Below are 23,445 nucleotides of genomic sequence, written 5' to 3' on the forward strand. Positions count from 1 at the left end.
GTTGTGCCACCAGTTCAAGCTCCGCCGTCGCAGCAGCTGCCCGCCGTACAGAAACTGCGGGTGCGCTTCGCCAAGCGTGGACGGTTGCGATTCACCTCACACCGGGACTTCCAGCGGGCGTTCGAGCGCGCCGTCCGGCGGGCCGGGCTGCCGGTGGCGTTCTCGCACGGGTTCAGCCCGCACCCGAAGATCTCGTACGCCGGAGCCGCGCCGACCGGGGCCGCCTCCGAAGCGGAGTACTTGGAGATCTCGCTCACACAGGAACGGGACGCCGAACAGGTCCGGGCCGCCCTCGACGAGGCGCTGCCGCCCGGGCTCGACGTACTCGAGGTGGTCGTCGCCGGGCCGGGCGCGCTGGCCGAGCGGCTGGAGGCCAGCGAGTGGCGGATCGCGTTACCGGGGACGGATCCCGGGGCGGCCGCGGCGGCGGTCGAGGCGTTCCTCGCCCGGGAGGAAATCCTGGTCGAGCGCATGACCAAACGGGGACTTCGCTCGTTCGACTGTCGGGCTGCTGTTCTCCGACTCACCGTCGCGAGTGAACCGGGGCCGGTTGAGACGTGTGCGATACTGCAAGTGGTGTTACGGCACGGAACCCCGGCCGTGAGACCCGACGACGTTCTCGCCGGTGTGCTCGAGGTAGCGACGCTGACGGTGACGGGCCCGGCTCTTTTGACCAGGCTCGCCCAGGGCCCGCTCACCACGGACACCGGCACGGTGGAAGACCCGCTCGCTCGTGACCGCGACGCCAACCAGGCGACCGCGACCGGCCAGGCAGGTCCCCGCCAGACGCACACAGCGGAGGGCGACGCCGCCGCTCCCTCTGTGCCCTGAGCGCGGGCGGAGCGGATCCAGCAGGCTTCCGCCACGCCGCGGCCCGGGCAGTTTCCAGGGCCACGTGTGGCGAACCGTGACCGCCTTACGGCCGGCGCCCGGGACCCGTGACAGGGGTCGGGGACGCGCCGCAGGGCTTGAGGAGACCGCACTACATGCTCGACAACGAGCCGACCAACGAAGCAGCCACCGCGGCTGCCCCCGCCCAGCCCGCCGCCCGCAAGACCGCGAAGAAGACGGCAGCTGCGAAGAAGACCGCCACCACGACGCGCAAGCGCGCGGTGAAGAAGACCGCCGAGCCCGAGCCCGCCGCCGAACCGGCCGCGGACGCGACCCCGGCGAAGAAGACGGCCGCCAAGAAGGCCGCCGTCGCGAAGAAGGCCCCGGCCAAGAAGGCAGCCGCGAAGGCGCCCGCCAAGAAGACCGCGAAGCGCGTCGCGAAGAAGGTTGCCTCGCAGGACATCTTCCCGCAGCTGACCGACGAATCCGGCCCGGAGACCGCAGCTGCGGACCCGGCCCCGGTCGCCGAGGCCGCGCCCGCGAAGAAGGCCGCCCGCAAGCGCACCACCAAGAAGACGGCCCAGACCGCGACCTCGGACCAGCCGGCGGCGCACTTCCCGCCTGCCGGCGCCCCTGTCGCAGACGCCGCCGACGCCGGGAGCGCCGACGCTGCGCCGGACGGCTCGGCCGCCCGCAAGCGCACCTCGCGTCGTCGTACCACCAAGACCGCCGAGCCGACCGCATCCGCTGACACCGGGTCTGGCGCGACCGCCGAGGCCTCCGTCGAGGCCCCGGCCGAGGAGACCGGCACCCGCCGTACCCGTCGGCGCGCTGCCGCCCCGGCGGCCGTGCTGTTCCAGGCGCCGACCGATACTCCCAAGCAGACCGCATCGCAGCAGACGGCGCGTCAGCAGGCCGCGTCCCGCCAGACGGCGGCTCAGCCGGCTGCCCCGGTCGAGTCCACCGCGGACGCCACCCCGGCGCCGGGCGACGACGAGCAGCCGACCGGCACCCGCCGTCGCAGCCGTAGCCGCCGCGGCCGCGACACCGAGGCACGTGACACCGAGGCCCGCGAGACCGAGGTCCACGCGACCGAGGCCGCCGCAGAGGCCGAGCCGCAGGCCGTGAGCACGACCGACGAGTCCGCCGAAGCGACGACCGACGGCGAGACCGCACCGGGCACCCGGAGCCGCCGCCGTTCCAGGAACCGGACCGACAACCAGCAGCACGCACCGGCCGACGCGACCGTTGCCGACGACACCGAGACCGACGCCGAGGCCGACGCGGACCTCGCCGACGCGCAGGAGGACGGCGAGGAAGGCGGCGAGGGGACTCGTCGCCGGCGCCGTCGCCGCGGTGGGCGCCGTCGTCGCAAGACCGGTGACGCGGACGGCTCGGACGACGGCGCCGACGACCAGTCCGACGACGAGCAGGACGAGGACGCCGACGCTCAGGCGGACGACGCCGACCAGGACGGTTCGGCGGACGCCGAGGAGGACGAGGCCGCGGGCGGTTCGTCCCGCCGGCGCCGCCGCCGTCGTCGCCGCAAGGGCGAGGAGAGCGCCGGGGCGGCCGACGACCCGGACGAGACCGTCGTACGGGTCCGTGAACCCCGCAGCAAGAACACCGTGAACGAGATCACCGCGGTCGAGGGCTCGACCCGTCTCGAGGCGAAGAAGCAGCGCCGCCGCGAGGGCCGCGCCGCCGGTCGCCGTCGCGCGCCGATCGTGACCGAGGCCGAGTTCCTGGCCCGCCGCGAGTCGGTCGAGCGGACGATGGTGATCCGGTCCCGTGAGGACCTGACCCAGATCGCGGTCTCCGAGGACAACGTCCTGGTCGAGCACTACGTGACCACGGCGGAGCAGACCTCGCTGATCGGCAACGTGTACCTCGGCCGCGTGCAGAACGTACTGCCCAGCATGGAGGCCGCGTTCATCGACATCGGCAAGGGCCGCAACGCGGTGCTGTACGCCGGTGAGGTCGACTGGGCCACCCTTGGTGGCGCCAACGGTCCGCGCAAGATCGAGCAGGTGCTCAAGTCCGGCCAGGCGGTCCTGGTCCAGGTGACCAAGGACCCGATCGGCCACAAGGGCGCCCGGCTGACGAACCAGATCAGCCTGCCCGGCCGGTACGTCGTGTACGTACCGCGCGGCGGCAACGGCGGTATCAGCCGCAAGCTGCCCGACACCGAGCGGAGCCGGCTCAAGACGATCCTGAAGGACATCGTCCCCGACGAGGCGGGCGTGATCGTCCGGACCGCCGCCGAAGGTGCGTCCGAGGAGGAGCTGACCTCCGACGTCAGCCGCCTGCAGGCCGCCTGGGAGGACATCGAGAAGAAGTCCAAGAACGGCCAGGCGCCGCAGTTGCTGTACGGCGAGCCGGATCTGCTGATCCGCGTCGTCCGGGACCTGTTCACCGAGGACTTCGCGAAGCTGGTGATCTCCGGCGACCGCGCGTACGACCAGGTCCGGGAGTACGTCGAGGGCGTCGCGCCGCACCTGGCCGACAGGGTCGAGAAGTGGAGCTCCGACGGCGACGTCTTCGCGAACTACCGGATCGACGAGCAGATCAAGAAGGCACTGGACCGCAAGGTCTGGCTGCCCTCGGGTGGCTCGCTGATCATCGACCGGACCGAGGCGATGACCGTCGTCGACGTGAACACCGGCAAGTTCACCGGTTCCGGCGGCAACCTCGAGGAGACCGTCACCAAGAACAACCTGGAGGCGGCCGAGGAGATCGTCCGGCAGCTCCGGCTCCGCGACATCGGCGGCATCATCGTGATCGACTTCATCGACATGGTGCTCGAGTCGAACCGTGACCTCGTGCTCCGCCGGCTGGTTGAATGCCTGGGCCGGGACCGGACCAAGCACCAGGTCGCCGAGGTGACGTCGCTGGGTCTGGTCCAGATGACCCGAAAGCGGATCGGTACCGGTCTGCTCGAGGCGTTCAGCGAGAACTGTGACCACTGCGGCGGGCGTGGGCTGATCCTGCACGACGAGCCGAAGGAGTCCCGCCGGCGCAACGGCCAGGCCGGACAGAACACCCCGGCCGGACAGGCTGCGCAGAGCGCCCAGGCCGGACAGAACGGTAACGGTCAGCAGAACGGTCAGGACCACGGCAAGCCCGCCGCGCAGGCGGAGGAGAGCAGCCGGAAGAGCTCGCGCCGCCGCCGCGGCCGGGGCCGGGGTGACGACGACCAGCAGACGCCCGAGCCGGAAGCGTCGCACCACAGCGCCGACGCCGCCCAGAAGCTCGCCCAGATCGCCGCCGCCACGGTCAAGAAGGACGAGGACGCCGGTACGCCGGCCGACGGCACCGGTACGCCGGAACCGACGGGCTACCCCGTCTCCGCCGAGACCGACCAGCACGTCAGCCCGGAAGCCACCGGCTTCCCCACCCCCGAGGCCGCGCAGGCCGCGGAGGTGCCGGCCGAGTCTGAACCGGCTCAGGCTGAGGCGGCGCAGAACGGTACGTCGAAGAGCACCCGGCGGCGGCGCAGCAGCCGGAGCCGGAGCAAGACCGCGACCGAAGGTGACGCGACCGAGCCGTCGGAGCTCGTCACCACCGGTAGCTGATGTGACATGGGTCCCGTCGTGGCCGGGGAAGCCAGTTTGACCCGTCTGTGACGGGACCCGTAAACTTGAGCGTCGGCGCGCCTTCCGCGTGCCATGTTTGTGTGGGCCGCCAGGTCTGTGCAGGCCCCCGTTAGTTTTCCGATCCAGCAGAGAGTGAGATCCACGGTGTACGCGATCGTGCGCAGTGGCGGCACCCAGCAGAAGGTCGCCGTCGGCGATGTCATCGAGATCGACAGCCTGACCGATCAGGTCGGCGACACCGTGTCGCTGCCCGCGGTCCTCGTCGTCGATGGCGACACCGTGACGGCCGACGCTGCGGCGCTGGCCAACGTGGCCGTGTCGGCCGAGGTCCTCGGCCGCACCAAGGGCCCGAAGATCACCATCCTCAAGTACAAGAACAAGACCGGTTACCGCAAGCGCCAGGGTCACCGTCAGCACTACACCCAGGTCAAGGTCACCGCGATCGACGCGAAGAAGTGAGCTGATTACCAAATGGCACACAAAAAGGGAGCGGCCTCGACCCGCAACGGTCGTGACTCCAACGCCCAGCGCCTCGGCGTGAAGCGGTACGGCGGTCAGCTGGTCAACGCCGGCGAGATCATCGTCCGTCAGCGTGGCACGCACTTCCACCCGGGCAACCTGGTCGGTCGTGGCGGCGACGACACGCTGTTCGCGCTGGCCGAGGGCCACGTGGAGTTCGGCACCCGGCGCGGCCGCCGCGTCGTCAACATCGTCCCGGCTCCGGCGGAGTAACACCGCCACCCGGTTCACGAAGCTCTGTCAAAGGGCGGGTCGCGGAATACCGCGCACCCGCCCTTTTGCTGTGTATGTAGTACTTGGCTCCTGCAGGAAGTAGAGAACACCGATGGCAATCCCCAGTTTCGTCGACCGCGTGACGGTGAATGTCGCCGCGGGACGCGGCGGAAACGGCTGCGCCTCGGTGCACCGGGAGAAGTTCAAGCCGCTCGGCGGCCCCGACGGCGGCAACGGCGGCGACGGCGGCAGCGTGATCCTGCGCGTCGACCCCGAGGTGACCACGCTCGTCGACTACCACCGCTCCAGCCACCGCACCGCCACGAATGGTGCCCAGGGCAAGGGTGATCACCAGGCCGGTAGCAACGGCGGCGACGTCGTCCTGCCGGTCCCCGACGGCACAGTCATCAGCACTCCGGATGGCGTCGTGCTCGCGGATCTCGTCGGACCGGGCGCGGAATTCGTTGCTGCCCAAGGCGGCAAGGGTGGTCTGGGCAACGCGGCCCTGGCGAGCAGCTCGCGCAAGGCGCCTGGATTCGCCTTGCTGGGTGAGGACGGCGAGGAACGTACGCTCGTCCTCGAGCTGAAGGTCGTCGCGGACGTCGGCCTGGTCGGGTTCCCGAGCGCGGGCAAGTCGTCGCTGGTCGCCGCGGTCAGCCGGGCCCGCCCGAAGATCGCCGACTACCCGTTCACCACCCTCATTCCGAACCTCGGCGTCGTCGTCGCCGGTGACACCACGTTCACGGTGGCCGACGTACCGGGCCTGATCGAGGGTGCGAGCGAGGGCCGCGGGCTCGGGCACGACTTCCTGCGGCACGTGGAGCGCTGTGCGGCGCTGGTCCACGTGATCGACTGCGCGACGTACGAGCCGGGCCGCGATCCGGTCAGCGACCTCGAGACGATCGAGGCGGAGCTGACGGCGCACGGCGGGCTCGAGGACCGGCCGCGACTCGTTGCCCTGAACAAGATCGACGTACCGGACGCCCGCGAGATCGCGGACATGGTGCAGGCCGAGCTCGAGCAGCGCGGGTACCGCGTGTTCCCGATCTCGACCGCGTCGCACGAGGGTCTCGAGGCGCTCAAGTTCGCGATGGCCGACATCGTCGTACGACGTCGTGCGGAGCAGGAGAAGCCCGACACCACGCGGATCGTGATCCGGCCGCAGGTGCAGGGCGGGCCCGAGTTCAAGGTGAAGCAGCTGCCGGACGAGGGCGGCTGGCTGGTCCAGGGCCAGAAGCCTGAGCGCTGGGTGAAGCAGACCGACTTCGCGAACGCGGAGGCGACCGGCTACCTCGCCGACCGGCTGAACCGGCTCGGCGTCGAGGAGGAACTGGTCAAGCTCGGTGCGAAACCGGGCGACGCGGTCGTGATCGGCGACGGTCCGAACGCGATCGTCTTCGACTTCGCGCCGGACGTCCAGGCCGGTGCCGAGATCCTCGCCCGGCGCGGTGAGGACCACCGGCTCGAGGAGGCCCGCCCGGCGGCGCAGCGGCGGCAGCAGAAGGACTCGGAGTACCACGCCTTCCGCGAGGGGGAGCGGGCCGAGGACTGGTCGGAGTACGGCGGCAACTGGGACAGCGACGAGGTCGACCTGTCCCCGGCCGAGGCGAAACGAGCGGCCCAGGCGGCGGCGAAGCAGGCGCGCAAGGAAGCGCGCGAGCTGGCCGCGGCGGAGGATCTCGACCAGAACGGTTGATTTCATGAAGCATCGCGCGGAGGCGTCGAACGCCACGCGAATCGTCGTCAAGGTCGGCTCGTCGTCGCTGACCCAGCGCGGCAAGATCGACCTGGAACGGCTGCGGTTGCTCGTCGACGCGATCGCGGCGCGGCGGGTCGAGGGCACCGAGGTCGTCCTCGTGTCCTCCGGCGCGATCGCGGCCGGCTTGTCGCCGATGGGCCTGCGCACGCGACCGCGGGACCTCGCGACGCAGCAGGCTGCGGCCTCGGTCGGCCAGGGGCTGTTGATGGCGCGGTACTCCGATGCCTTTGCGGCGCACGGTTTGCGGGTCGGGCAGGTGCTGCTCACGGTCGACGACGTCACGCGGCGGTCGCACTACCGCAACGCGTACCGGACGTTCGCGCGGTTGCTCGAGCTCGGCGTCGTACCGATCGTGAACGAGAACGACACCGTCGCGACGACCGAGATCCGCTTCGGCGACAACGACCGGCTGGCCGCGTTGACCAGTCACCTCGTGCACGCCGACCTGTTGCTGCTGTTGTCCGACGTCGACGGCCTGTACGACGGCGACCCGCGCAAACCCGGTACGTCGATGGTGACCGAGATCCGCGGCGCCGCCGATCTCGAACCGCTGGCGATCGGGAAGACCGGGGCGTCCGGCGTCGGTACGGGCGGTATGCACACGAAGGTCGAGGCGGCCGCGATCGCCACCGAGGCAGGGATTCCGGTGATCCTCACCTCGGCCGGACGGGTCGGCGAGGCGCTTCGCGGTGAGGTGGTCGGCACCCTCTTCCACCCGACCGGCCGGCGCCGGAAGACCCGGCTGCTGTGGCTCGCGCACGCGACGTCCGGGCAGGGGATCCTGCGCTTGGACGAGGGGGCTGTACGGGCGTTGACGCAGCGGCGGGCGTCGTTGCTCCCGGCCGGGATCTCCGCGGTGGAAGGGACGTTCTCGGCCGGCGATCCGGTCGACCTGGTGTCGCCGTCCGGGGTGACGATCGCCCGCGGGCTGGTCAACTACGACGCGTCCGAACTCCCGGGCCTGCTCGGCCGTTCGACCCGCGACCTGGCCCGCGAGCTCGGCGCGGCGTACGAACGCGAGGTCGTCCATCGCGATGACCTGGTGCTGCTGTGAGGGAGCTTGCCTGGGCGTCGCCGCGGCCGCGGACGTCCAGCACTCACTAACCTCCGCCGGAGGCGTCGCGTGGCCGGCGTCCACGCCTGAGCTCGGTGCCGGTTCCCGGGTTGATGAGTGGTGCAGGTCCGCATGGGTCGTCTGGTGAGATCTGCGTCCACCCGTTCCTGCGCGGGGTCATACGATGAGTAGGTGAGTGAGATCATCGAGTTGGCGCGGCGGGCGCGCGAGGCGTCGTACGCCTTGGCGGACGCTTCCCGGGCGACCAAGGACGCGGCGCTGCACGCGATGGCGGCGGCGCTGCGGGCGAACACGGATGCGATCGTCGAGGCCAACGCTGTCGACGTCGCCGCGGCGCGGGAGGCCGGTACGCCGGAGTCCACCGTCGACCGGCTGGCGCTCAATCCGGCGCGTGTCGACGGGATGGCCGCCGGGCTCGAGCAGCTCGCGGGACTGACCGACCCGGTGGGCGAGGTCGTCCGCGGGTACACGCTGCCCAACGGTCTCGAGCTCCGCCAGGTACGCGTCCCGTTCGGCGTGGTCGGGATCATCTACGAGGCCCGGCCGAACGTGACCGCCGACGCGGCGGGGATCTGCCTGAAGTCCGGCAACGCGGTGCTGCTGCGCGGTTCGTCCTCCGCGGCGTCGTCCAACGAGGCGATCATCGCGATACTACGGGACGCCGCGGAGTCGGCGGGCCTACCGGCCGACGTCGTACAGGGCGTACAGACGGACCGGGCCGCGGTGAAGGAACTCATGCAGGCGCGCGGGCTGGTCGACGTACTGATCCCGCGCGGCGGCGCCGGGCTGATCCAGACGGTCGTGGGGGAGTCGTCGGTGCCGGTCATCGAGACCGGTGTCGGCAACTGCCACGTCTATGTCGACGCGGATGCCGACCTCGACCTCGCGCTCGACATCCTCCTGAACGCCAAGACCCAACGCCCGAGCGTCTGCAACGCGGCCGAGTCCCTGCTCGTTCACGCATCCGTAGCCGACGACTTCCTCACCCGCGCCCTGCCCGCGCTGGCCGCAGCCGGCGTAACCGTCCACGGCGACCCGGCTGTGGTTGCTGCGGGCAAGGATGTTGTTGCGGCGACCGAGGACGATTACGGCACCGAGTACAACTCGCTCGATCTCTCCGCGGCTGTTGTCGACTCGCTGGAGGCGGCGGTGCAGCACATCCGCCGCTACAGTTCGGGTCACACCGAGGCGATCATCACCCGCTCACAATCCGCGGCCCGTCGCTTCACCCAGGCCGTCGACTCCGCGGCAGTCGTCGTCAACGCGAGCACCCGCTTCACCGACGGCGGCGAGTTCGGCTTCGGCGCCGAGATCGGCATCTCCACCCAGAAACTCCACGCCCGCGGCCCGATGGGCCTACCGGAGATGACGTCCACGAAGTACATCGTCATCGGCGAAGGCCAGCTCCGCACCTGAGCCCGGGGGGCCACTCGCGCTACTTCAGGGCCATGCCGGGGACGCGGGCGCGGATGGCTTCCAGCTCCGCCTCGTCGGAGATGCCTTGCCAGTCGTAGCGGGGCGTGTACGGCGCCTCGAGTGCACGGACCTCGTCGTCGGTGAGTTCGATCTCGAGTGATGCGACCGCGTCGTCGATCTGCTGGATCGAGCCGGCACCGACCAGCGGGGCGGTGACAACCGGCTGGCTGTGCAGCCAGGCAAGGGCGATCTGCGCGCGGCTCACCCCGCGGCCCTCGGCGATCCGGCCGACGGCGTCGACGATGGCGTGGTTCGAGGCCTCCTCGGTGGGCGCGTACAGCGCGTCGGCGTAGGCGCCGTCGGTTTCGGCGCGGGCCGTCGACCTGGCGTCGTTCCAGGCCCGGGCGAGGCGACCGCGAGCCAGCGGCGACCAGATGATCGTGCCGACGCCTTCGTCGAGGCACAGCGGGATCATCTCGCGCTCTTCTTCGCGGGCCAGCAGGTTGTAGTGGTCCTGCATGGAAACGAAGCGGGCCCAGCCGTGCTCACGCTGCAGATGCAAAGCCTTTGCGAACTCCCACGCGTGCATGGACGAGGCGCCGAGGTAGCGGACCTTGCCGGCCTTGACGAGATCGCTGAGCGCCTCCAGTGTCTCCTCCAGTGGCGTGCTGTGGTCGTTGCGGTGCACCTGGTAGAGGTCGATGTAGTCGGTACCGAGCCGTCGCAGCGAGTGCTCGACCTCGGTCATGACGGCCTTGCGTGACAGGCCCCGGCTGTTCGGGCCGAGACGTAGCGGATGGCGCAGCTTGGTCGCGACGACCACGGCGTCGCGGTTCGCGAAGTCCTTCAGCGCCCGGCCGAGGATCTCCTCGCTCGAGCCGTTCGAGTACATGTTCGCTGTGTCGAAGAAGTTGATCCCGGTCTCCAGGGCGTGCCTGATGAGCGGCCGGCTGTCCTCCTCGGGCAGTGACCAGACCGGGTGACCGCGGTCGGGCTCGCCGTACGTCATCGCGCCGATCGCGATCGGAGAGACGTCGAGGCCGGTCGTGCCGAGCTTCACGTAATCCATGGGTCCTTCTCAGCTAAGATCGAATTGCGGAGGATTCTCCGCGAGTTCGAAACTAGCGGAGGATCCTCCGCAAGTCAATCAGGAGGCATCATCGAGTCATGACCGACGAACCGCCGGCCACCTACGGCACACAGCGCAAAGCCGCCGCGCGCAACCGGGTGGCGATCATCGAGGCCGCCCACGAACTGTTCGCCGAGAATCCTGCGGTGACCCTGAGCGAGGTCGCGAAACGCGCAGCGGTCGGGCCGGGGACGCTCTACCGGCACTTCCCCACGCGCGAGGATCTGATCCTCGCGGCCTATGAGCACGACATCGAGCGCCTGACGACCGCTGTCGACGAGGTGCTGGCTCGGCAGACCTCCGCGAAGGCCGCCTTCATCGAGTGGTTCGAGACGCTCTGTGCATACATCCGCATCAAGCACGGCCTCGGCGAGGCGCTGCACAGTGCGGCGGCGCAGGAAGCGATCAGTGCTTCGTGGGCTCCGACGACCGCGGCCGTCGGGAAGCTCGTCGAGGCTTGCGTCGCCGAGGGCACGATCGCGCCGGGTCACGATCCCGCGGACATCATCATGCTGATGAGCTTTCTCTGGCGCCTGCCGGCCACCGACGCGGGTGTGGTCCAGGGGCGACGGATCATCGAGACGGTGTTCACCGGGCTGCAGGCGGAACCGCCGAGCGGGACCTGACTCGTCGGTGGATTGTCAGCTCAGGAGGTGTGTCGCGTTGTGCAGGTGCACCACCGGGCGTTCGGGGGATCTGATGGCGAGGGAGGCGCGGTGGTCCGGCCCGACGTTCAGCTCCAGTACGTGAATCCCGGCCGGCGCTGCAGCCCGCAAATCTCCTCGCAACCCTTCGCCGGTCGCCTTGACGACGGCCTCTTTCCGGGTCCAGTACTCCGTGAACGCCCGCACCTTCTCGATCCCGGTACGGCGGTTCAGCTCGCGGCGCTCGTCCGCGTCCAACACGATCCCGGCCAGTCCGTCGACGTCGAGCTCCGGATCCACCCGCTCCACGTCGAGCCCTACCGGCCGATCCGCGACCGCGATCCCGACCAGCTCGCCGGAGTGCGTCACCGACAACTCGACCCCGGCGGCCCGTACCTTCCCGTGCGGCTTCCCGCACTCCGGACAGCTCCGATCGAGCCTGATCTTTGCCGCGGGCAACGAAAATCGCGCGGCCAGCACCCGGCGCACCATCGTCACCCCGAGCAGGAACCTCGCCTTGTCGACGTCCCGGACGTAGGCGGCCAGTCGCCCTCGCTCGACCTCGTCCAGGTCCGCCATGAACTCGTCCCGAGCCTCACCGACACCCGCCCACCAAACCTCCACGTGTGATCCCATCACGCCGGGCCAGGGGTCCAGGTGAGTTTGCCGGAGCTCAGGTCGTGCAGGACGTTGTCGATCCACTCGGCTTCGGCGACTGTGACTGCGACCTGGTACTCCGTCTCGAGTAGCGCGAACCGCGGGATCGGCTTGCCGTCCACCTTCGAGCCAAGTTCGAGCTGTAGCTCCCCGATCCGCTTCGTCAGCAACTCTCGCCGCTGACCTAGCAACTCGCCCGCAGCATCAGGTGGCAGCAGCATCACGAAAGACAGCCCCGCCGGAAACTCCGGAAACTCGTTCCGCGGCGTCGTGAGGATCTCCGACAACCACGTGCGACACACCTCGCGCCCCTCGTCGGTCAGGTGGTACACCGTCCGCTCCGGATACCGCTCATCCCGCTCGGTCGCGCCGGCCGTGATCAGCCCGGCATCCTCCAACCGCACGATCATCCGGTACAGGCTGGTCCGCTGCCCGACGTTGACCACCTGGTCCTTGCCCCACTGCTTGATCAGCCGCTGCAGCCCGTACGGATGCAGCGGCCCGTTCTCCAGCAGCCCGAGGATCGCCAGAGCCAGCGTTGAGCGTCGAAAAGTCACCCCTTCACTCTAAGCGACAAAGTAACTAGTTGCAATGTAACTAGACTCCATGTAACTATCGATCCTATGACGACAGCAGAACTGACCCAAGCCACCGTCACCTCGAACGACGGCACCAAGATCGGCTACTACAAGACCGGCCAAGGCCCGGCCGTCGTCGTACTGCACGGCAGCATGGAGTCGGCCCGCAGCCACACCCTGTTCGCGGAGGCACTGGCCGACGAGTTCACCGTGTACCTCCCGGACCGCCGCGGCCGTGGACTCTCCGGCCCGCACCGCCCGGACCACAGCGTCCGCACCGAGGTCGAGGACCTTGACGCCGTTCTCACCGCGGCCGGCGCCGAACGCGCCTTCGGCGTAAGCGCCGGCGGAGCGGTCGTCCTCGAAGCCGCCCGTACCCTCCAGAACCTCGAGCAGATCGCCCTCTACGAGCCCGCGATCGTCGCCGACGGTACGCCGCACCGCGAGTGGCTCGTCCGTTTCGACCAGGAGGTCGCTCGCGGCGATCTGGCCGGCGCGATGGTGACGAGCATGTTCGGCTTCGAGATGGCGCCCGCGTTCCTCAAGGTGATGCCGCGCGGCATGCTGCGCTGGATGACCGAGAAGATGATGTCGAAGGAAGAACGCCGGGCCGACCCGGGCACGATCACGATGCGCCAGCTGGCGCCGACGATCCACGCCGAGGGCACGATCGTCGCCGAGCTCGGCGGCACCTTCGACGAGTTCCGCACCGTCGAGGCCGATGTACTACTCATGGGTGGTACCAAGGGTCTGCCCGGCCTCGAGCCCGGCCGCGCGACGCTGGAGAAGGTACTCCCGCACGTTCGCCGGATCGAGTACGACGGCTACGACCACGGCTCGTCCTCCGATCCGGGCGGCGTCAACCCGACCGGCAAGCCCGAGGCCGTCCGCCGCATCGCCGCAGACGTCAAGGCGTTCTTCAAGCGGTCGTGAATCAAGCAGTCGTGAATCAGGCAGTCGTGCCTCGGGCAGTCGTGGCTCAACCGGTCGTGACTCAAGCAGTCGTGACTCAAGCAGTCGTGAACGAAGCCGTCGCGAACGCCCAGTCGACCGTGTCCGCGATATCCGTCACCGGATACCGCACCGCCCGCACGACGCGGTCCGCGCCGACGACGAGGACTACCCGCTTCAACCGTTCGTACCCACCCGCCCGGAACGTCGGCAGCCGCAGCGCCGCCGCCAGCTCCAGATCGAGGTCGGACAGCAGCAGGTGTGGGATGTCCTCCGCCTGAGCAAACGCCCGCTGCTCGTCAGACCGCTGCGTACTCACCCCACGAACAGCGATCCGCTGGTCAACGAACTCGCCGTACCGCTCGGCGAACAACCGGTTCTCCAACGTGCAGCCCGTCGTCCCGGCGATGTCCTCCCACCCGTCGGGCAGGGGCGTCGGCCGCCCGGTCGCCGGATACCCGAACAGCACGGTCGTCCGCGCGTCCGCATCCACCACGTCAACCGTGGTACCCGCGGTCGACCGCAGACCGACGTACGGGATGCGCTGCCCGACGAGCTCGTGCAGCCGTTGCGCCGGCGGTTCGTCGGCGGTGTTCGTCCCAGTGAGCGACCCGTCGCCGAGCAGCCACCGATCGCCCCAGTCCTGCAGCGCCACGAGGACCGGAAGCAGGGCACGGCCGCGCGGCGTCAGCTCGTACGCGTACCGCGTCGGCCGGTCCTGGTACGCCCTTTTGTCAACAATCCGACTGTCGACAAGCCCGTTGAGCCGCTCGGTCAGCACCTTCCGGGAGATGTGCAGCGACTCCGCGAGCTCGTCGAACCGCGACAGCCCGCGCGCCAGATCGCGGACGATCAGCAGTTCCCAACCGTCGCCGATGACGCCGAGGGACTGCGCGATCGCACAGTCCGGCTCCGGCGAGAAGCTGCTCCGCCGCATCTCCGCACCTTCCGATTCCGGTTGCCACCCGACCGATGGGCCGAGTAAGTTCCCAACAGGAACTCACTATACTGCAAAGGGGCGGGACGTGTACTGGCGCCGGATCGCGGAACTTCCCACCTGGCTCAAGGCCGTCATGGTCGGCCAGTTGGTCAACGGCGCCGGCGCGCTCGCCTGGGTCTACCTGACGCTGTACCTGGTCGAGAACCGCGGTATGTCGGCGCAACAGGCCGGCTTCGCCGCGGCGGCGTACGGCGTCGGCCTGGTCGGCGGCAACCTCGGCGGCGGGTGGTTCGGCGACCGCTTCGGCCTCCGTACCGCAGCCCTCGCGAGCCAGTTGCTCTGGGCGGTCAGCTGTATCGCGATGCCGTTCACACCGAGTCCGGCCCTCGCCGCCGTCGCTGCACTGGCGGGACTCTTCGGCGGAGCCGGCCGACCGAACCTCAGCGCCCTGGTCACGATCTCGCTCCCGCCGGAACGCCGCCGCGAAGGCATCGCGCTGTCCCGCACCGCCGCCAACGCCGGCTTCACGATCGGCCCGCCCCTGGGTGGTCTGCTCGCGACGTACGACTTCACGCTGGTCTTCGTCGTCGACGCCGTCACCAGCCTGATCATGGCCGCGATCGTGTGGCGCTGGGTCCCGAACGCCCGGCGCACGGTCGGATTGTCGACAACCGGATTGTGGACGACCGTACTCCGTGATCGCGCGGTCCTGATCGTGCTGGCGACGATCGTGGTCGTGGACACGATGTACCGGCAGATCTTCGCGACGATGCCGCTGCTGCTGCGCGATGCGGGGACGCCGGCCGTCGCGTACGGCGTACTCCTCGGCGCGAGCTCCGTGGTGATCGTGCTGTTCGAGGCGCCGCTCGCCGTACGCCTGCGCGGCCACACCGCGACCCGCGTGATCGCGGCGGGCTTCGCGTGCATCGGTGTCGGCCTGGCGGTCATCGGCGTCTGGCCGGTCCTCGCGGGCGCGGCCGTGGCGATCGCGGTGATGACTGCGGGGGAGATGCTCTACAAGCCGACCGCCACCGCACACGTCGCGGACGCCGCGCCAGAGGGGATGGTCGGTCGGTACTCCAGCCTGTACGCCGCCGCGTCGATCAGCGGGATGTTCCTGGCGCCGGCGATCGGCGGTACGACGTACCAGCACGCGCCGCGACTGCTCTATCCGGTCGCCGCAGGCCTCGCGCTGGCGGCTGCCGCCGTACTGCTGGTCACTCGGGCAGTGGCGCGGGACGCCCTTCCCAGCGAGTCGACAGCACAACCGTCGTCCGCGTCCTGACCACACCGTTCACGCGGCGCAGCGATCCGACGACCGCCTCCAGTTGGGTCACGTCGGCGACCCGGACCTTCACGACGAGCTCCTGGTCACCGGCCACGAACCAGCAGTCCTCGACCGCGGGGATCTCCCGCACCTGCTCGACGACGTCGTCGGTCTCCGCGTCGTCGCGCTGGAACAGGCCGATCAGGGCGCTCGTCCCGAGGCCGACCTGGTCCGGGGCGACCACGGCCCGGTAGCCGAGCAGTACGCCGCGCTCCTCGAGGCGGCGGACCCGCTCCTGGACGCTCGGGCCGGACAGGCCGACCTCGCGGCCGAGCTCGGCCCAGCTGGAGCGCCCGTTCAGCCGCAGCGCCTCGATCAGCTGCCGGTCGATCGCGTCCATGATGCCTCCTGTTCACCGCAGATTCCAAGGCTAGGAATGCTCTGTGCCTTTAATTCGTTTGTGGGAGCGTAGTGCTTAACGTATAATTCGAGGTACCGGGGATAGTCCACCCCGGTTCCGCCGTACGACCCAGTGAAGGAACCATGATCACCCCCGATGTTGCCCGCGCACGTATCGACGAGCGGCACCGGCAGGCCGCACAGGCCCGCCGTGCGCACGCCGTACCGTCCACCTGGCGCCGGCTGCTGACCCGTACCGCCCGCAACCGCTGACCGATCTTCCGCGACCGGTGTGCCCCGTGAGTGTTCCGGTGCCACCGGTCGCTGTCGTCCCGGCGGTCACGAGATAGGCTCTGCCTCATGCAAATGCACCTTGTGCCGCTGATCGCGGTCGTTCAAGAGGCCGCGGTCGACGCCTCGCACATCTCGAAGTGGTGGTTCGGCGCCTTCGCGATGGTTGTGTTCCTGCTGCTGCTGGCCGTCACCGTCATCATGGGCAAGGGCCGGCCGCACAGCTAAGGCTGTCGTGAAGGGCTGACGTGGCTGCTGTGGAGCGGATCCGACGTATCGGCGTGATGGGTGGCACGTTCGACCCGATCCATCACGGGCACCTGGTCGCGGCCAGCGAGGTGCAGTCGTACTTCGACCTCGACGAGGTGATCTTCGTACCGACCGGCCAGCCCTGGCAGAAGTCGGACCGGAAGGTCTCCCCGGCCGAGGACAGATACCTGATGACCGTGATCGCGACCGCGTCCAACCCGCGGTTCTCGGTCAGTCGGGTCGACATCGACCGGCCCGGGCCGACGTACACGATCGACACCCTGCGCGACCTGTCCCGGCTGTACCCGGACGCCGAACTGTTCTTCATCACCGGCGCCGACGCGCTCGCCCAGATCCTCACCTGGCGGGACGTGGACGAGATGTTCAAGCTCGCCCAGTTCGTCGGCTGTACCCGGCCCGGTACCGAACAGCTCGAACTACCGCTCGACCAGCTGCCGATGGACCGGATCACGCTGCTCGAGGTACCGGCGCTGGCGATCTCGTCGACCGAGTGCCGCGCCCGGGTCGCCAAGGGCAACCCGACGTGGTACTTGGTGCCCGACGGCATCGTCCAGTACATCGCCAAGCGTGAGCTCTACACCAACCGTTAGGACCTGTATGCCTGCCAGTGAACGCGCTATCGAGCTGCTGACCGCGGCCGCGGAAGCGGCCCACGACAAGAAGGCCGAGAACGTACTTGCCTTCGACGTGTCCGAGCAGCTCGCGATCACCGACGCGTTCCTGGTCGCGTCCGCCTCCAACGACCGCCAGGTCCGCGCGATCGTGGACGCGATCGAGGAGAAGCTCCGCGTCGACTTCGACGCCAAGCCCGTACGCCGGGAGGGGGCGCGCGAGGGGCGCTGGGTGCTGCTCGACTACCTGGAGATCGTGATCCACGTCCAGCACGACGAGGAACGCGCCTTCTACTCGCTGGAGCGGCTGTGGCGGGACTGCCCGGTCATTCCGCTGCCTGCTGCTGACGGCTCTCTTGCTGCTCCTGCTCCTGGTGTCGGCCCGTCCGGCTCGGCTTCGGCTTCCGGCCCGGCTTCGGCTTCTGCTGAATGACCGCGGGACGGCTGATCGTCTGGCGCCACGGCCGGACCGAGTGGAACCTGCAGGACAAGATCCAGGGCCAGGCTGACATCCCGCTCGACGAGGTCGGCGTGGGCCAGGCCCGCGCGGCCGCCGCCCGCCTAGCGTCGCTCGCCCCCACCCGCCTGTTCGCCAGCGACCTGCAACGCGCCGCCGCCACCGCCGGTGAACTCGCCGCGCTGACGGGCCTCAAGATCGAGTACGACGAAGCCCTCCGCGAGATCGACGTCGACGACTGGGCCGGCCTCACCATGACCGAGCTCGCCGCCATCAACCCGGAGGCCGCCGCCCGCATCCGCGCCGGCGAACCCCAACGCCGCGGCTCCAACGGCGAAACCGTCGAAGAAGTCGCCACCCGCTTCGCCGACGCGCTGACCCGCATCTCCGCCGAAGGCACCGCCGAAGACACCATCGTCATCGCCACCCACGGCCTCGCCGCGCGCGTAGGCATCTGCCTGTACCTCGGCATCCCGCAGGCGAACTGGCCCGCATTCGGCGGCCTCTCCAACTGCAACTGGGTCTCCCTCCTCCCCGGCCGCCACGGCTGGCGAATCGAAGAATGGAACGCCGGCTCCCTCCCCGAGCCAGTAATGAGCGACGACCCCCAACGCTGAACGACGTATCTGAGGAACCGCCCAAAGGACACCGCTCCGCGGCGGCTGTCTATTGGCCGCCTCCGGCGGCGCGCGAGCAGGTACTGCCGTGCGCGGCTAGTGGCGAAGTGGCGGCGCCTACCGCGCGGACCGTAGAAAGGTCACCGCTCCGCGGCGGCTGGCTTGTTCGCCGCCTCCGGCGGCGCGCGAACTGGTACTGCCGTGCGCGGCTACTGGCGAAGTGGCGGCGCCTACCGCGCGGACCGTAGAAAGGTCACCGCTCCGCGGCGGCTGGCTTGTTCGCCGCCTCCGGCGGCGCGCGAGCAGGTAATACGGTGTGCGGGTACCGGCGAAGTGGCGGGTTGGTAGTGCCGACCGGTCCCCGCCGGGCATTCCGTCGTCCGCGACGGGTGAAGACGACCAGGGTCACCCCTTCGCGGCGGCTACCTGCTGGCCGCCCCGGCGGCGCGCGGCACGTGCCGTAGCCGGGGGATCCGGCGAAGCGAGCAGCCTCGGTGCGGGCTGCACCAGAGTGACAGTTCTCCGCGGGCAACGGGCCCGCCTGCCGCGAACCGAACCGCCGCCGATGGCGGCATGTTCCGACGCCCGCAGGTTGCATCGCGCCAGCCTTCCCAATAGACCTGCCAGCCGTCCGACGCAGCGCGCACAACACCACGCGAACGACGGTGACTTCGCCGCCTTGCGGACGGTTTCGCTTGTGCGCTGAGCCGCGCGATGAGGCGACGTACCGTGATCAGCAGGCCCCACAGACACCGCGGCACCGAGGTGTCCTGGACCACATCAACCCCACGAGGGAACCGATTTTTCTTTGCAGGCGCTCATCCGCTAAGCTTTCGGAGTCGCAAGACACCGCGGGGCTTTGGCGCAGTTGGTAGCGCGCTTCCATGGCATGGAAGAGGTCAGGGGTTCGAATCCCCTAAGCTCCACCGCAGGTCAGAGGCCGGTCTTCCATTAGGGAGGCCGGCCTCTTGCATGACCTGGGAGGTCACGTCTCCGGGAGTTCCTTGCCTTCGAGGAGTTGTTCGGCGCGGAGTGCGAGGAGGACGCTGCGCTGCCGGTGATCGGGCGGCGATGGAGTCCTGTGATCATTGCGCGCGGCGGTAGTGCATGGCTACCGCGCCGTTGTGGAGCGGCTCTGCCGAGAGCAGTTCGAGCTGGCGCGTGGCGGGCAGCCCGCCTTGGTACAGCGTCGGGCCGTGGCCGGCGATCCTGGGGTGGACGAGCAGCTTGTACTCGTCGATCAGGTCCAGGCGGTCGAGCTCGGTCGCGAGCTTGCCGCTTCCGAGGAGGACTCCGGCTGGGGTTGCGTCCTTGAGCTTCTGTACGCCTTCGCGCAGATCGCCGGCGATGTGGTGGCTGTTCGTCCACGGGAAGTCCTTGCGCGTCGAGGACACCACGTACTTGGGTTTGGCCTCCAGCTTGACCGCCCACTCGCGCATGGCCGGCGGCGCTTCCTCGTCGCCGCGGGCGACGGCCGGCCAGTAGCTCTCCATCAGCTCGTAGGTGACGCGACCCCACAGCATTGCCCCGCTCTCGTCCATGAGACGGGTGTAGAAGGCGTGCGTCTCGTCGTCGGCGATCCCCTCCTGGTGGTCGACGCAACCGTCCAGGGTGAGGTTGAGGCTGAAGGTGAGGAGTCCCATGTCCGGCGAGCTTAGCGCGACTACGGCGGCGCGTCGGTCGTTCGGCGCACCGCCTCGGTGAAGGGCCAGGTAGCCTCAGGCCGCAGCAGCCCCGCGTACCGAGTCCATCTCGCACGTCTGCTCCATCGCGAACCGTTCCGTATGGTGACGGTCATCCAGCAGCCGGGTCGCTACCTCTGGCGGGTTAGAAAACCTTTGTCGCCGCAGGACCGTGACGAATAGGGTCGCGTTCATGGCCGACGGCGACTGGAGGGATGGCGGGTTCAGGCAGCGACGGCCCTCCGCGGAGACGCTCGCCTGGGTTGCGGCGTCGATGGGTCCGGGTAGTCGCGTCGTCGGCCATCGCCGAATGACCGGTGGCGTCTGCTCTGCCGTGAATCGGCTGACTGTCGAGCGACGTGGAGTGCGAACGTTCGTCGTACTGCGGCAGTACCCGGGCGGGCTCGACCTGCAGGGAGCCTTGGAGAAGGAGATCGCCAACCTTGGCGTGGTGGCCGGAAGCGGGCTCCCGGTCCCGGATGTCCTGGCTACTGATGTTGCTGGCGCTGCCACAGGAGGCGCGCCATCGTTGGTGATGACACGGTTGCCGGGGCGTGTTCACCTCAATCCAGCGGAGCCTCGGTCGTGGCTGACGAGGATCGCGGAGCTTGCCGTCTTGATGCATTCCCTCGATCTCCCCGCGAAGACGTTCAGACCGTGGACGGATTCCTGGATCGCTCCTCGGGACGGGTTCAAGGTACCGGTCGACGCACAGAAGCCAGCCGTGTGGAAGGCGGCGTTCGGTGTCATGTCGGCGCCGCCGCCGAAGGACACTGCCGCCTTCCTGCACTGCGATTTCCTGCCCGTCAACATGCTGTGGTCGCGGGGAAGGATCACTGGGCTGACCGACTGGAACTCCATCCATCGGGGCTCGCGCGCGATCGACGTCGGGCACTGTCGGCGATACTTGGCGGCGCTCTACTCGCCCGACTGGGCGGAGCAGCTTCGGTCGCTGTACGAGTCGATCGCCGGGGTGACTCTCGATCCGTGGTGGGACCTGTATGCCCTGCTGCACTACGACGGCAGCGGGTCGAAGTGGATCCGCGAACAGGTCGCTGGGCGCCGTCCCGTCGATGTGCCCGGCATGACTTCCCGCGTCGAGGTCGCTATCGAGACCGCGCTACAGCGCCTCGGATAACTGCGGGGTTCCGTGTGTTGGCCACCAGAAAGCTGGTGCGACGAGCATGTCCGAAGGGGCAAGATGAGCGCCATGCCGGACCTCGCCCGAGATGAAGCCACTGCACTGTTGGCAGACGCTGTCAGTCTTTGGCGCCTCAGTCCTGGCACTGTCAATGACGTGATCGATGCCGCCGTGCGGTGTCTCGTAGCCGGTGTTGACTCGCCGACACTTCGAGAGCTCGCCGGAGCCTCTCCGCGAGACTCGCAGTTCGTTCTCGAGCCGCTGATCGAAGACACGCTCCACGAGTTGGGGATGGAGGACGCCTTGGTAGTCAACGCTCAACGGGGAGCCCTTGCCGCCGTGCTCCACCGCTTCAAACGCAACGAGTTCAGTGCACGTGAACTCGTCCGTTGGGCACACACCAACATTGGCCACGATGGCGATGCGCGGTGCCAGGTGTTCGTCGACCTCGACGACATGTACGACACGGTGGACTACTCCGACTACGGCATCGAAGATCTCGACCGCTGGATTGCCGAGGAGGCCGACGCCTACCTGGAAGCGCGACCTTCACCCGGCCGAACGACAGTCTGGCGGACGCCCTCGACTCCCACCGCAATGATCTGCGGACCAATGCGCCGGCATCGCCGGTTCGAAGTCCGCATCTCTCCTAGCGGGCGAACCCTTTCGCCGGGGAGCTGGGATGACCTCTGGAGCACCCTTCCCGAACTCGGTGTGCCGTGGCGCAACGTCTCCTTCGAGTCGAACCAAGTGAGGGATCAGGTGCTCAAGGCGTGGGGCAGCCACCCGGAGGCCCCAGCCAGGTGAAGCACACACGTGGGCACCGTCTCCCTTGCGCTTGACACATAATCGTCCACCCTTGATAGAGAGATGGTGGCAGACAGCCAGGCTGTGGCGGGAGTGTGTCCGGCTGGGGTCTTAGTGCGTCCGGACTCGCGCATTCTTAGGGTCTGTGGCCCGCAGCCTGGCCGGCCACGGGAACTCCAGGGGCTCGGGGCTTGCGTTCCACTGTTCGCCCAGTTCGCGCAGCACCGTAGTAGCGCGATCGATGTCCTCGTCCGGGTACGGACAAGGATCCTGAGAGATGACTCCCCAACTCTCGCGCACCTGAGCGAACGGCGTCGGCAGGCGCTTCTCGACGGCTTCATGGATGACCGCCGCGATCGCCTCACTGATACCGACACCCTTAGCGGCCTTCAAGATGCGGTCACTACGGACCTTCGCGTCATAGCGCGCCTTCCCCTCGATCTGAGTCATCGTGGAGAACACCGCGCCCGCCGCGATCACGCCGAAGATTCCGTCGGCGATGCCAAGCTCCCGCTCGGTCACCGCATGCGAGAGGTCATGCGGTACGCGCCACTTGCGTGTATACGACGAAAGCGTGAAGACTGCGCCGTCCGCCCGCTGGATCAACGTAAGGCTCTCGCCGCGCGGATCATGCTGGAAGGTGAGATGCATGTCATCCAGGGTGACGCCGCGCTTACACATGCACCAATGGTTATCCGCAGTTGTCACGAAGTCCGGAGCTGACGTCAACCAAGTCCAGTACCGAACAGCGAAGGCGGCCGCGTCGACGGGCCTCCGAACCCTGCCCTGATTTCTCGTTACATTTCAGGCATTACCGGCGTCGTCTACGAGGAGGCTGGCTCTAAGCTCACCGCTGGTTTCCCACCTCGGGCGACCGGCCTCTCCATGACCTGAGTGACTAACTGAGTGACTAGCGGTTTCGGGCATGGTCTCGGTCACTGCAGCGGTCCTCCGAGGAGGCGTCGTCTGTCGGTCGGCGCCGAGTGGCTAGGCCAAGCGCCGTTGGCTCTGGCTATTCTCTCGGAGGTGACGTCGATCGAGTGGCCAATACACACTGAACGACTGTCCCTGCGTGCGTATATGCCAGACGATCTGGACGCACTGTGGGCATTCGAACGGCTTCCGGAGGTCCAGCAGTGGCTCGGGTGGGCGCCGCGATCACGTGACAAGCTCCGGGAAGCAATGGATGCTGAGGCGAGCAACACGACTCACGTTATGGTGCGCCTAGCGTCTACGACCATTGGTCACATCATGATCATGCCGCGCGACAGTTGGGCGCAGATGGATGTTGCGGCGCGCGCCAAAGGTCTTGAGGCCGAGCTTGGTTGGATGTTCGACCCGGAGTACGGCGGGCGTGGGTATGCCACCGAGGCGGTGATCGCCGCGGTCGGGTTGTGCTTCGACACGCTCAAGGTGCGGCGTGTCCACGCGGGATGCTTCGCCGATAACACCTCATCCTGGCGGCTGATGGAACGGGTGGGAATGCGCCGCGAGGAACATGGCCGCAGTACAGCGCTACATCGCGATGGCACCTGGCACGACAGTCTCAAGTACGCCATGCTCCGTGAAGAATGGCCCACAGCCTGAGAGTGCTG

The 23,445-nt window shown here is 68.7% G+C and carries 25 protein-coding genes and 1 tRNA gene; 19 read left to right on the plus strand and 7 right to left on the minus strand.

Going from position 1 to position 23,445, the window contains the following annotated elements; translation table 11 throughout:
- The first annotated feature begins 3 nt into the window (after positions 1-3).
- From ACZ5BU_RS30335 to ACZ5BU_RS30365, 7 genes are all read left to right on the plus strand, one after another.
- Positions 4-831 carry a TIGR03936 family radical SAM-associated protein gene (locus tag ACZ5BU_RS30335; RefSeq protein ID WP_465703854.1) on the plus strand — a complete coding sequence of 276 codons (828 nt, stop codon included), beginning with the start codon at positions 4-6 and terminating at the stop codon, positions 829-831.
- A gap of 155 nt (positions 832-986) precedes the next feature.
- Entirely contained in the window at positions 987-4,406 is a 3,420-nt protein-coding gene (locus tag ACZ5BU_RS30340) for an Rne/Rng family ribonuclease (RefSeq protein ID WP_465703855.1), read from the plus strand.
- Between the two features lie 165 nt (positions 4,407-4,571).
- Entirely contained in the window at positions 4,572-4,886 is a 315-nt protein-coding gene (gene rplU, locus ACZ5BU_RS30345) for a 50S ribosomal protein L21 (RefSeq protein WP_141859825.1), read from the plus strand.
- A 12-nt stretch (positions 4,887-4,898) separates the two neighbouring features.
- Positions 4,899-5,159 carry a 50S ribosomal protein L27 gene (gene rpmA, locus ACZ5BU_RS30350; protein WP_130381076.1) on the plus strand — a complete coding sequence of 87 codons (261 nt, stop codon included), beginning with the start codon at positions 4,899-4,901 and terminating at the stop codon, positions 5,157-5,159.
- 112 nt (positions 5,160-5,271) lie between these two features.
- A complete protein-coding gene (obgE, locus tag ACZ5BU_RS30355) occupies positions 5,272-6,855 on the plus strand; it encodes a GTPase ObgE (protein ID WP_465703856.1) in 1,584 nt (527 codons plus the stop codon).
- Between the two features lie 4 nt (positions 6,856-6,859).
- Positions 6,860-7,972: a glutamate 5-kinase gene (proB, locus tag ACZ5BU_RS30360; protein WP_465703857.1), complete on the plus strand. Its 1,113-nt coding sequence runs from the start codon at positions 6,860-6,862 to the stop codon at positions 7,970-7,972.
- Between the two features lie 192 nt (positions 7,973-8,164).
- The gene (locus tag ACZ5BU_RS30365; RefSeq protein WP_465703858.1) at positions 8,165-9,409 is read left to right on the plus strand and encodes a glutamate-5-semialdehyde dehydrogenase; all 1,245 of its coding nucleotides are present in this window, start codon (positions 8,165-8,167) and stop codon (positions 9,407-9,409) included.
- 19 nt (positions 9,410-9,428) lie between these two features.
- On the opposite strand, the gene ACZ5BU_RS30370 is transcribed toward ACZ5BU_RS30365, so the two are convergent.
- Positions 9,429-10,478: an aldo/keto reductase gene (locus tag ACZ5BU_RS30370; protein ID WP_465703859.1), complete on the minus strand. Its 1,050-nt coding sequence runs from the start codon at positions 10,476-10,478 to the stop codon at positions 9,429-9,431.
- 98 nt (positions 10,479-10,576) lie between these two features.
- Between ACZ5BU_RS30370 and ACZ5BU_RS30375 the strand changes: the two genes are divergently transcribed.
- On the plus strand, positions 10,577-11,164 hold the full coding sequence (locus ACZ5BU_RS30375; protein ID WP_465703860.1) for a TetR/AcrR family transcriptional regulator: 588 nt from the start codon (positions 10,577-10,579) through the stop codon (positions 11,162-11,164).
- A gap of 15 nt (positions 11,165-11,179) precedes the next feature.
- Here the strand turns inward: ACZ5BU_RS30375 and ACZ5BU_RS30380 are convergent, their stop codons facing one another.
- Both ACZ5BU_RS30380 and ACZ5BU_RS30385 read right to left on the minus strand, forming a co-directional pair.
- Entirely contained in the window at positions 11,180-11,806 is a 627-nt protein-coding gene (locus ACZ5BU_RS30380; RefSeq protein ID WP_465703861.1) for a 4'-phosphopantetheinyl transferase family protein, read from the minus strand.
- 11 nt (positions 11,807-11,817) lie between these two features.
- Positions 11,818-12,396: a PadR family transcriptional regulator gene (locus tag ACZ5BU_RS30385; RefSeq protein WP_465703862.1), complete on the minus strand. Its 579-nt coding sequence runs from the start codon at positions 12,394-12,396 to the stop codon at positions 11,818-11,820.
- A gap of 66 nt (positions 12,397-12,462) precedes the next feature.
- Between ACZ5BU_RS30385 and ACZ5BU_RS30390 the strand changes: the two genes are divergently transcribed.
- On the plus strand, positions 12,463-13,350 hold the full coding sequence (locus tag ACZ5BU_RS30390; RefSeq protein ID WP_465703863.1) for an alpha/beta hydrolase: 888 nt from the start codon (positions 12,463-12,465) through the stop codon (positions 13,348-13,350).
- 76 nt (positions 13,351-13,426) lie between these two features.
- Here the strand turns inward: ACZ5BU_RS30390 and ACZ5BU_RS30395 are convergent, their stop codons facing one another.
- A complete protein-coding gene (locus ACZ5BU_RS30395) occupies positions 13,427-14,305 on the minus strand; it encodes a winged helix-turn-helix transcriptional regulator (protein ID WP_465703864.1) in 879 nt (292 codons plus the stop codon).
- A gap of 88 nt (positions 14,306-14,393) precedes the next feature.
- On the opposite strand from ACZ5BU_RS30395, the gene ACZ5BU_RS30400 reads away from it, so the two are divergent.
- Positions 14,394-15,593, plus strand: coding sequence for an MFS transporter (locus ACZ5BU_RS30400; protein ID WP_465703865.1), 1,200 nt, complete (start codon positions 14,394-14,396; stop codon positions 15,591-15,593).
- Here the strand turns inward: ACZ5BU_RS30400 and ACZ5BU_RS30405 are convergent.
- Complete coding sequence (locus ACZ5BU_RS30405; RefSeq protein WP_465703866.1) at positions 15,526-15,975, minus strand: Lrp/AsnC family transcriptional regulator; 450 nt, start codon at positions 15,973-15,975, stop codon at positions 15,526-15,528. The two genes, ACZ5BU_RS30400 and ACZ5BU_RS30405, sit on opposite strands and share 68 nt — an antisense overlap.
- Positions 15,976-16,118: 143 nt before the next feature.
- Here ACZ5BU_RS30405 and ACZ5BU_RS30410 point away from each other — a divergent pair, with 143 nt between their 5' ends.
- The 6 genes from ACZ5BU_RS30410 to ACZ5BU_RS30435 all read left to right on the plus strand — a co-directional run bounded on the left by ACZ5BU_RS30410 (position 16,119) and on the right by ACZ5BU_RS30435 (position 19,146).
- Entirely contained in the window at positions 16,119-16,247 is a 129-nt protein-coding gene (locus ACZ5BU_RS30410; RefSeq protein WP_465703867.1) for a hypothetical protein, read from the plus strand.
- Positions 16,248-16,334: 87 nt separating this feature from the next.
- Positions 16,335-16,493, plus strand: coding sequence for a hypothetical protein (locus tag ACZ5BU_RS30415; protein WP_465703868.1), 159 nt, complete (start codon positions 16,335-16,337; stop codon positions 16,491-16,493).
- A 20-nt stretch (positions 16,494-16,513) separates the two neighbouring features.
- Entirely contained in the window at positions 16,514-17,125 is a 612-nt protein-coding gene (gene nadD / locus ACZ5BU_RS30420) for a nicotinate-nucleotide adenylyltransferase (protein ID WP_387665400.1), read from the plus strand.
- Between the two features lie 7 nt (positions 17,126-17,132).
- Positions 17,133-17,579 (plus strand): ribosome silencing factor, encoded by a 447-nt coding sequence (gene rsfS, locus ACZ5BU_RS30425; RefSeq protein WP_465703869.1) that lies wholly within the window; start codon positions 17,133-17,135, stop codon positions 17,577-17,579.
- Entirely contained in the window at positions 17,576-18,220 is a 645-nt protein-coding gene (locus ACZ5BU_RS30430) for a histidine phosphatase family protein (RefSeq protein WP_465703870.1), read from the plus strand. The genes rsfS and ACZ5BU_RS30430 overlap by 4 nt, the downstream gene beginning before the upstream one ends.
- A gap of 853 nt (positions 18,221-19,073) precedes the next feature.
- Positions 19,074-19,146 (plus strand) — tRNA-Ala (locus ACZ5BU_RS30435).
- 159 nt (positions 19,147-19,305) lie between these two features.
- On the opposite strand, the gene ACZ5BU_RS30440 is transcribed toward ACZ5BU_RS30435, so the two are convergent.
- On the minus strand, positions 19,306-19,863 hold the full coding sequence (locus ACZ5BU_RS30440) for a dihydrofolate reductase family protein (protein ID WP_465703871.1): 558 nt from the start codon (positions 19,861-19,863) through the stop codon (positions 19,306-19,308).
- Between the two features lie 349 nt (positions 19,864-20,212).
- Between ACZ5BU_RS30440 and ACZ5BU_RS30445 the strand changes: the two genes are divergently transcribed.
- Both ACZ5BU_RS30445 and ACZ5BU_RS30450 read left to right on the plus strand, forming a co-directional pair.
- Positions 20,213-21,040, plus strand: coding sequence for a phosphotransferase family protein (locus ACZ5BU_RS30445; protein ID WP_465704258.1), 828 nt, complete (start codon positions 20,213-20,215; stop codon positions 21,038-21,040).
- A 159-nt stretch (positions 21,041-21,199) separates the two neighbouring features.
- Positions 21,200-21,850 (plus strand): hypothetical protein, encoded by a 651-nt coding sequence (locus tag ACZ5BU_RS30450; RefSeq protein WP_465703872.1) that lies wholly within the window; start codon positions 21,200-21,202, stop codon positions 21,848-21,850.
- 111 nt (positions 21,851-21,961) lie between these two features.
- Here ACZ5BU_RS30450 and ACZ5BU_RS30455 read toward each other — a convergent pair whose 3' ends face one another.
- Complete coding sequence (locus ACZ5BU_RS30455; RefSeq protein WP_465703873.1) at positions 21,962-22,501, minus strand: hypothetical protein; 540 nt, start codon at positions 22,499-22,501, stop codon at positions 21,962-21,964.
- A gap of 375 nt (positions 22,502-22,876) precedes the next feature.
- On the opposite strand from ACZ5BU_RS30455, the gene ACZ5BU_RS30460 reads away from it, so the two are divergent.
- Complete coding sequence (locus ACZ5BU_RS30460; protein ID WP_465703874.1) at positions 22,877-23,437, plus strand: GNAT family N-acetyltransferase; 561 nt, start codon at positions 22,877-22,879, stop codon at positions 23,435-23,437.
- The last annotated feature ends 8 nt before the right edge of the window (positions 23,438-23,445 follow it).

The organism is Kribbella sp. NPDC031520, from assembly GCF_055580825.1.

Coding starts and splice junctions, on each gene's coding strand:
- ACZ5BU_RS30405 (WP_465703866.1), bottom strand. CDS start 15,975: ATGGACGCGATCGACCGGCAGCTGATCGAGGCGCTGCGGCTGAACGGG.
- ACZ5BU_RS30410 (WP_465703867.1), top strand. CDS start 16,119: ATGATCACCCCCGATGTTGCCCGCGCACGTATCGACGAGCGGCACCGG.
- ACZ5BU_RS30430 (WP_465703870.1), top strand. CDS start 17,576: ATGACCGCGGGACGGCTGATCGTCTGGCGCCACGGCCGGACCGAGTGG.
- obgE (WP_465703856.1), top strand. CDS start 5,272: ATGGCAATCCCCAGTTTCGTCGACCGCGTGACGGTGAATGTCGCCGCG.
- ACZ5BU_RS30390 (WP_465703863.1), top strand. CDS start 12,463: ATGACGACAGCAGAACTGACCCAAGCCACCGTCACCTCGAACGACGGC.
- ACZ5BU_RS30375 (WP_465703860.1), top strand. CDS start 10,577: ATGACCGACGAACCGCCGGCCACCTACGGCACACAGCGCAAAGCCGCC.
- rpmA (WP_130381076.1), top strand. CDS start 4,899: ATGGCACACAAAAAGGGAGCGGCCTCGACCCGCAACGGTCGTGACTCC.
- ACZ5BU_RS30415 (WP_465703868.1), top strand. CDS start 16,335: ATGCAAATGCACCTTGTGCCGCTGATCGCGGTCGTTCAAGAGGCCGCG.
- ACZ5BU_RS30340 (WP_465703855.1), top strand. CDS start 987: ATGCTCGACAACGAGCCGACCAACGAAGCAGCCACCGCGGCTGCCCCC.
- ACZ5BU_RS30455 (WP_465703873.1), bottom strand. CDS start 22,501: ATGCATCTCACCTTCCAGCATGATCCGCGCGGCGAGAGCCTTACGTTG.
- ACZ5BU_RS30440 (WP_465703871.1), bottom strand. CDS start 19,863: ATGGGACTCCTCACCTTCAGCCTCAACCTCACCCTGGACGGTTGCGTC.
- ACZ5BU_RS30445 (WP_465704258.1), top strand. CDS start 20,213: ATGACCGGTGGCGTCTGCTCTGCCGTGAATCGGCTGACTGTCGAGCGA.
- proB (WP_465703857.1), top strand. CDS start 6,860: ATGAAGCATCGCGCGGAGGCGTCGAACGCCACGCGAATCGTCGTCAAG.
- ACZ5BU_RS30395 (WP_465703864.1), bottom strand. CDS start 14,305: ATGCGGCGGAGCAGCTTCTCGCCGGAGCCGGACTGTGCGATCGCGCAG.
- rsfS (WP_465703869.1), top strand. CDS start 17,133: ATGCCTGCCAGTGAACGCGCTATCGAGCTGCTGACCGCGGCCGCGGAA.
- ACZ5BU_RS30370 (WP_465703859.1), bottom strand. CDS start 10,478: ATGGATTACGTGAAGCTCGGCACGACCGGCCTCGACGTCTCTCCGATC.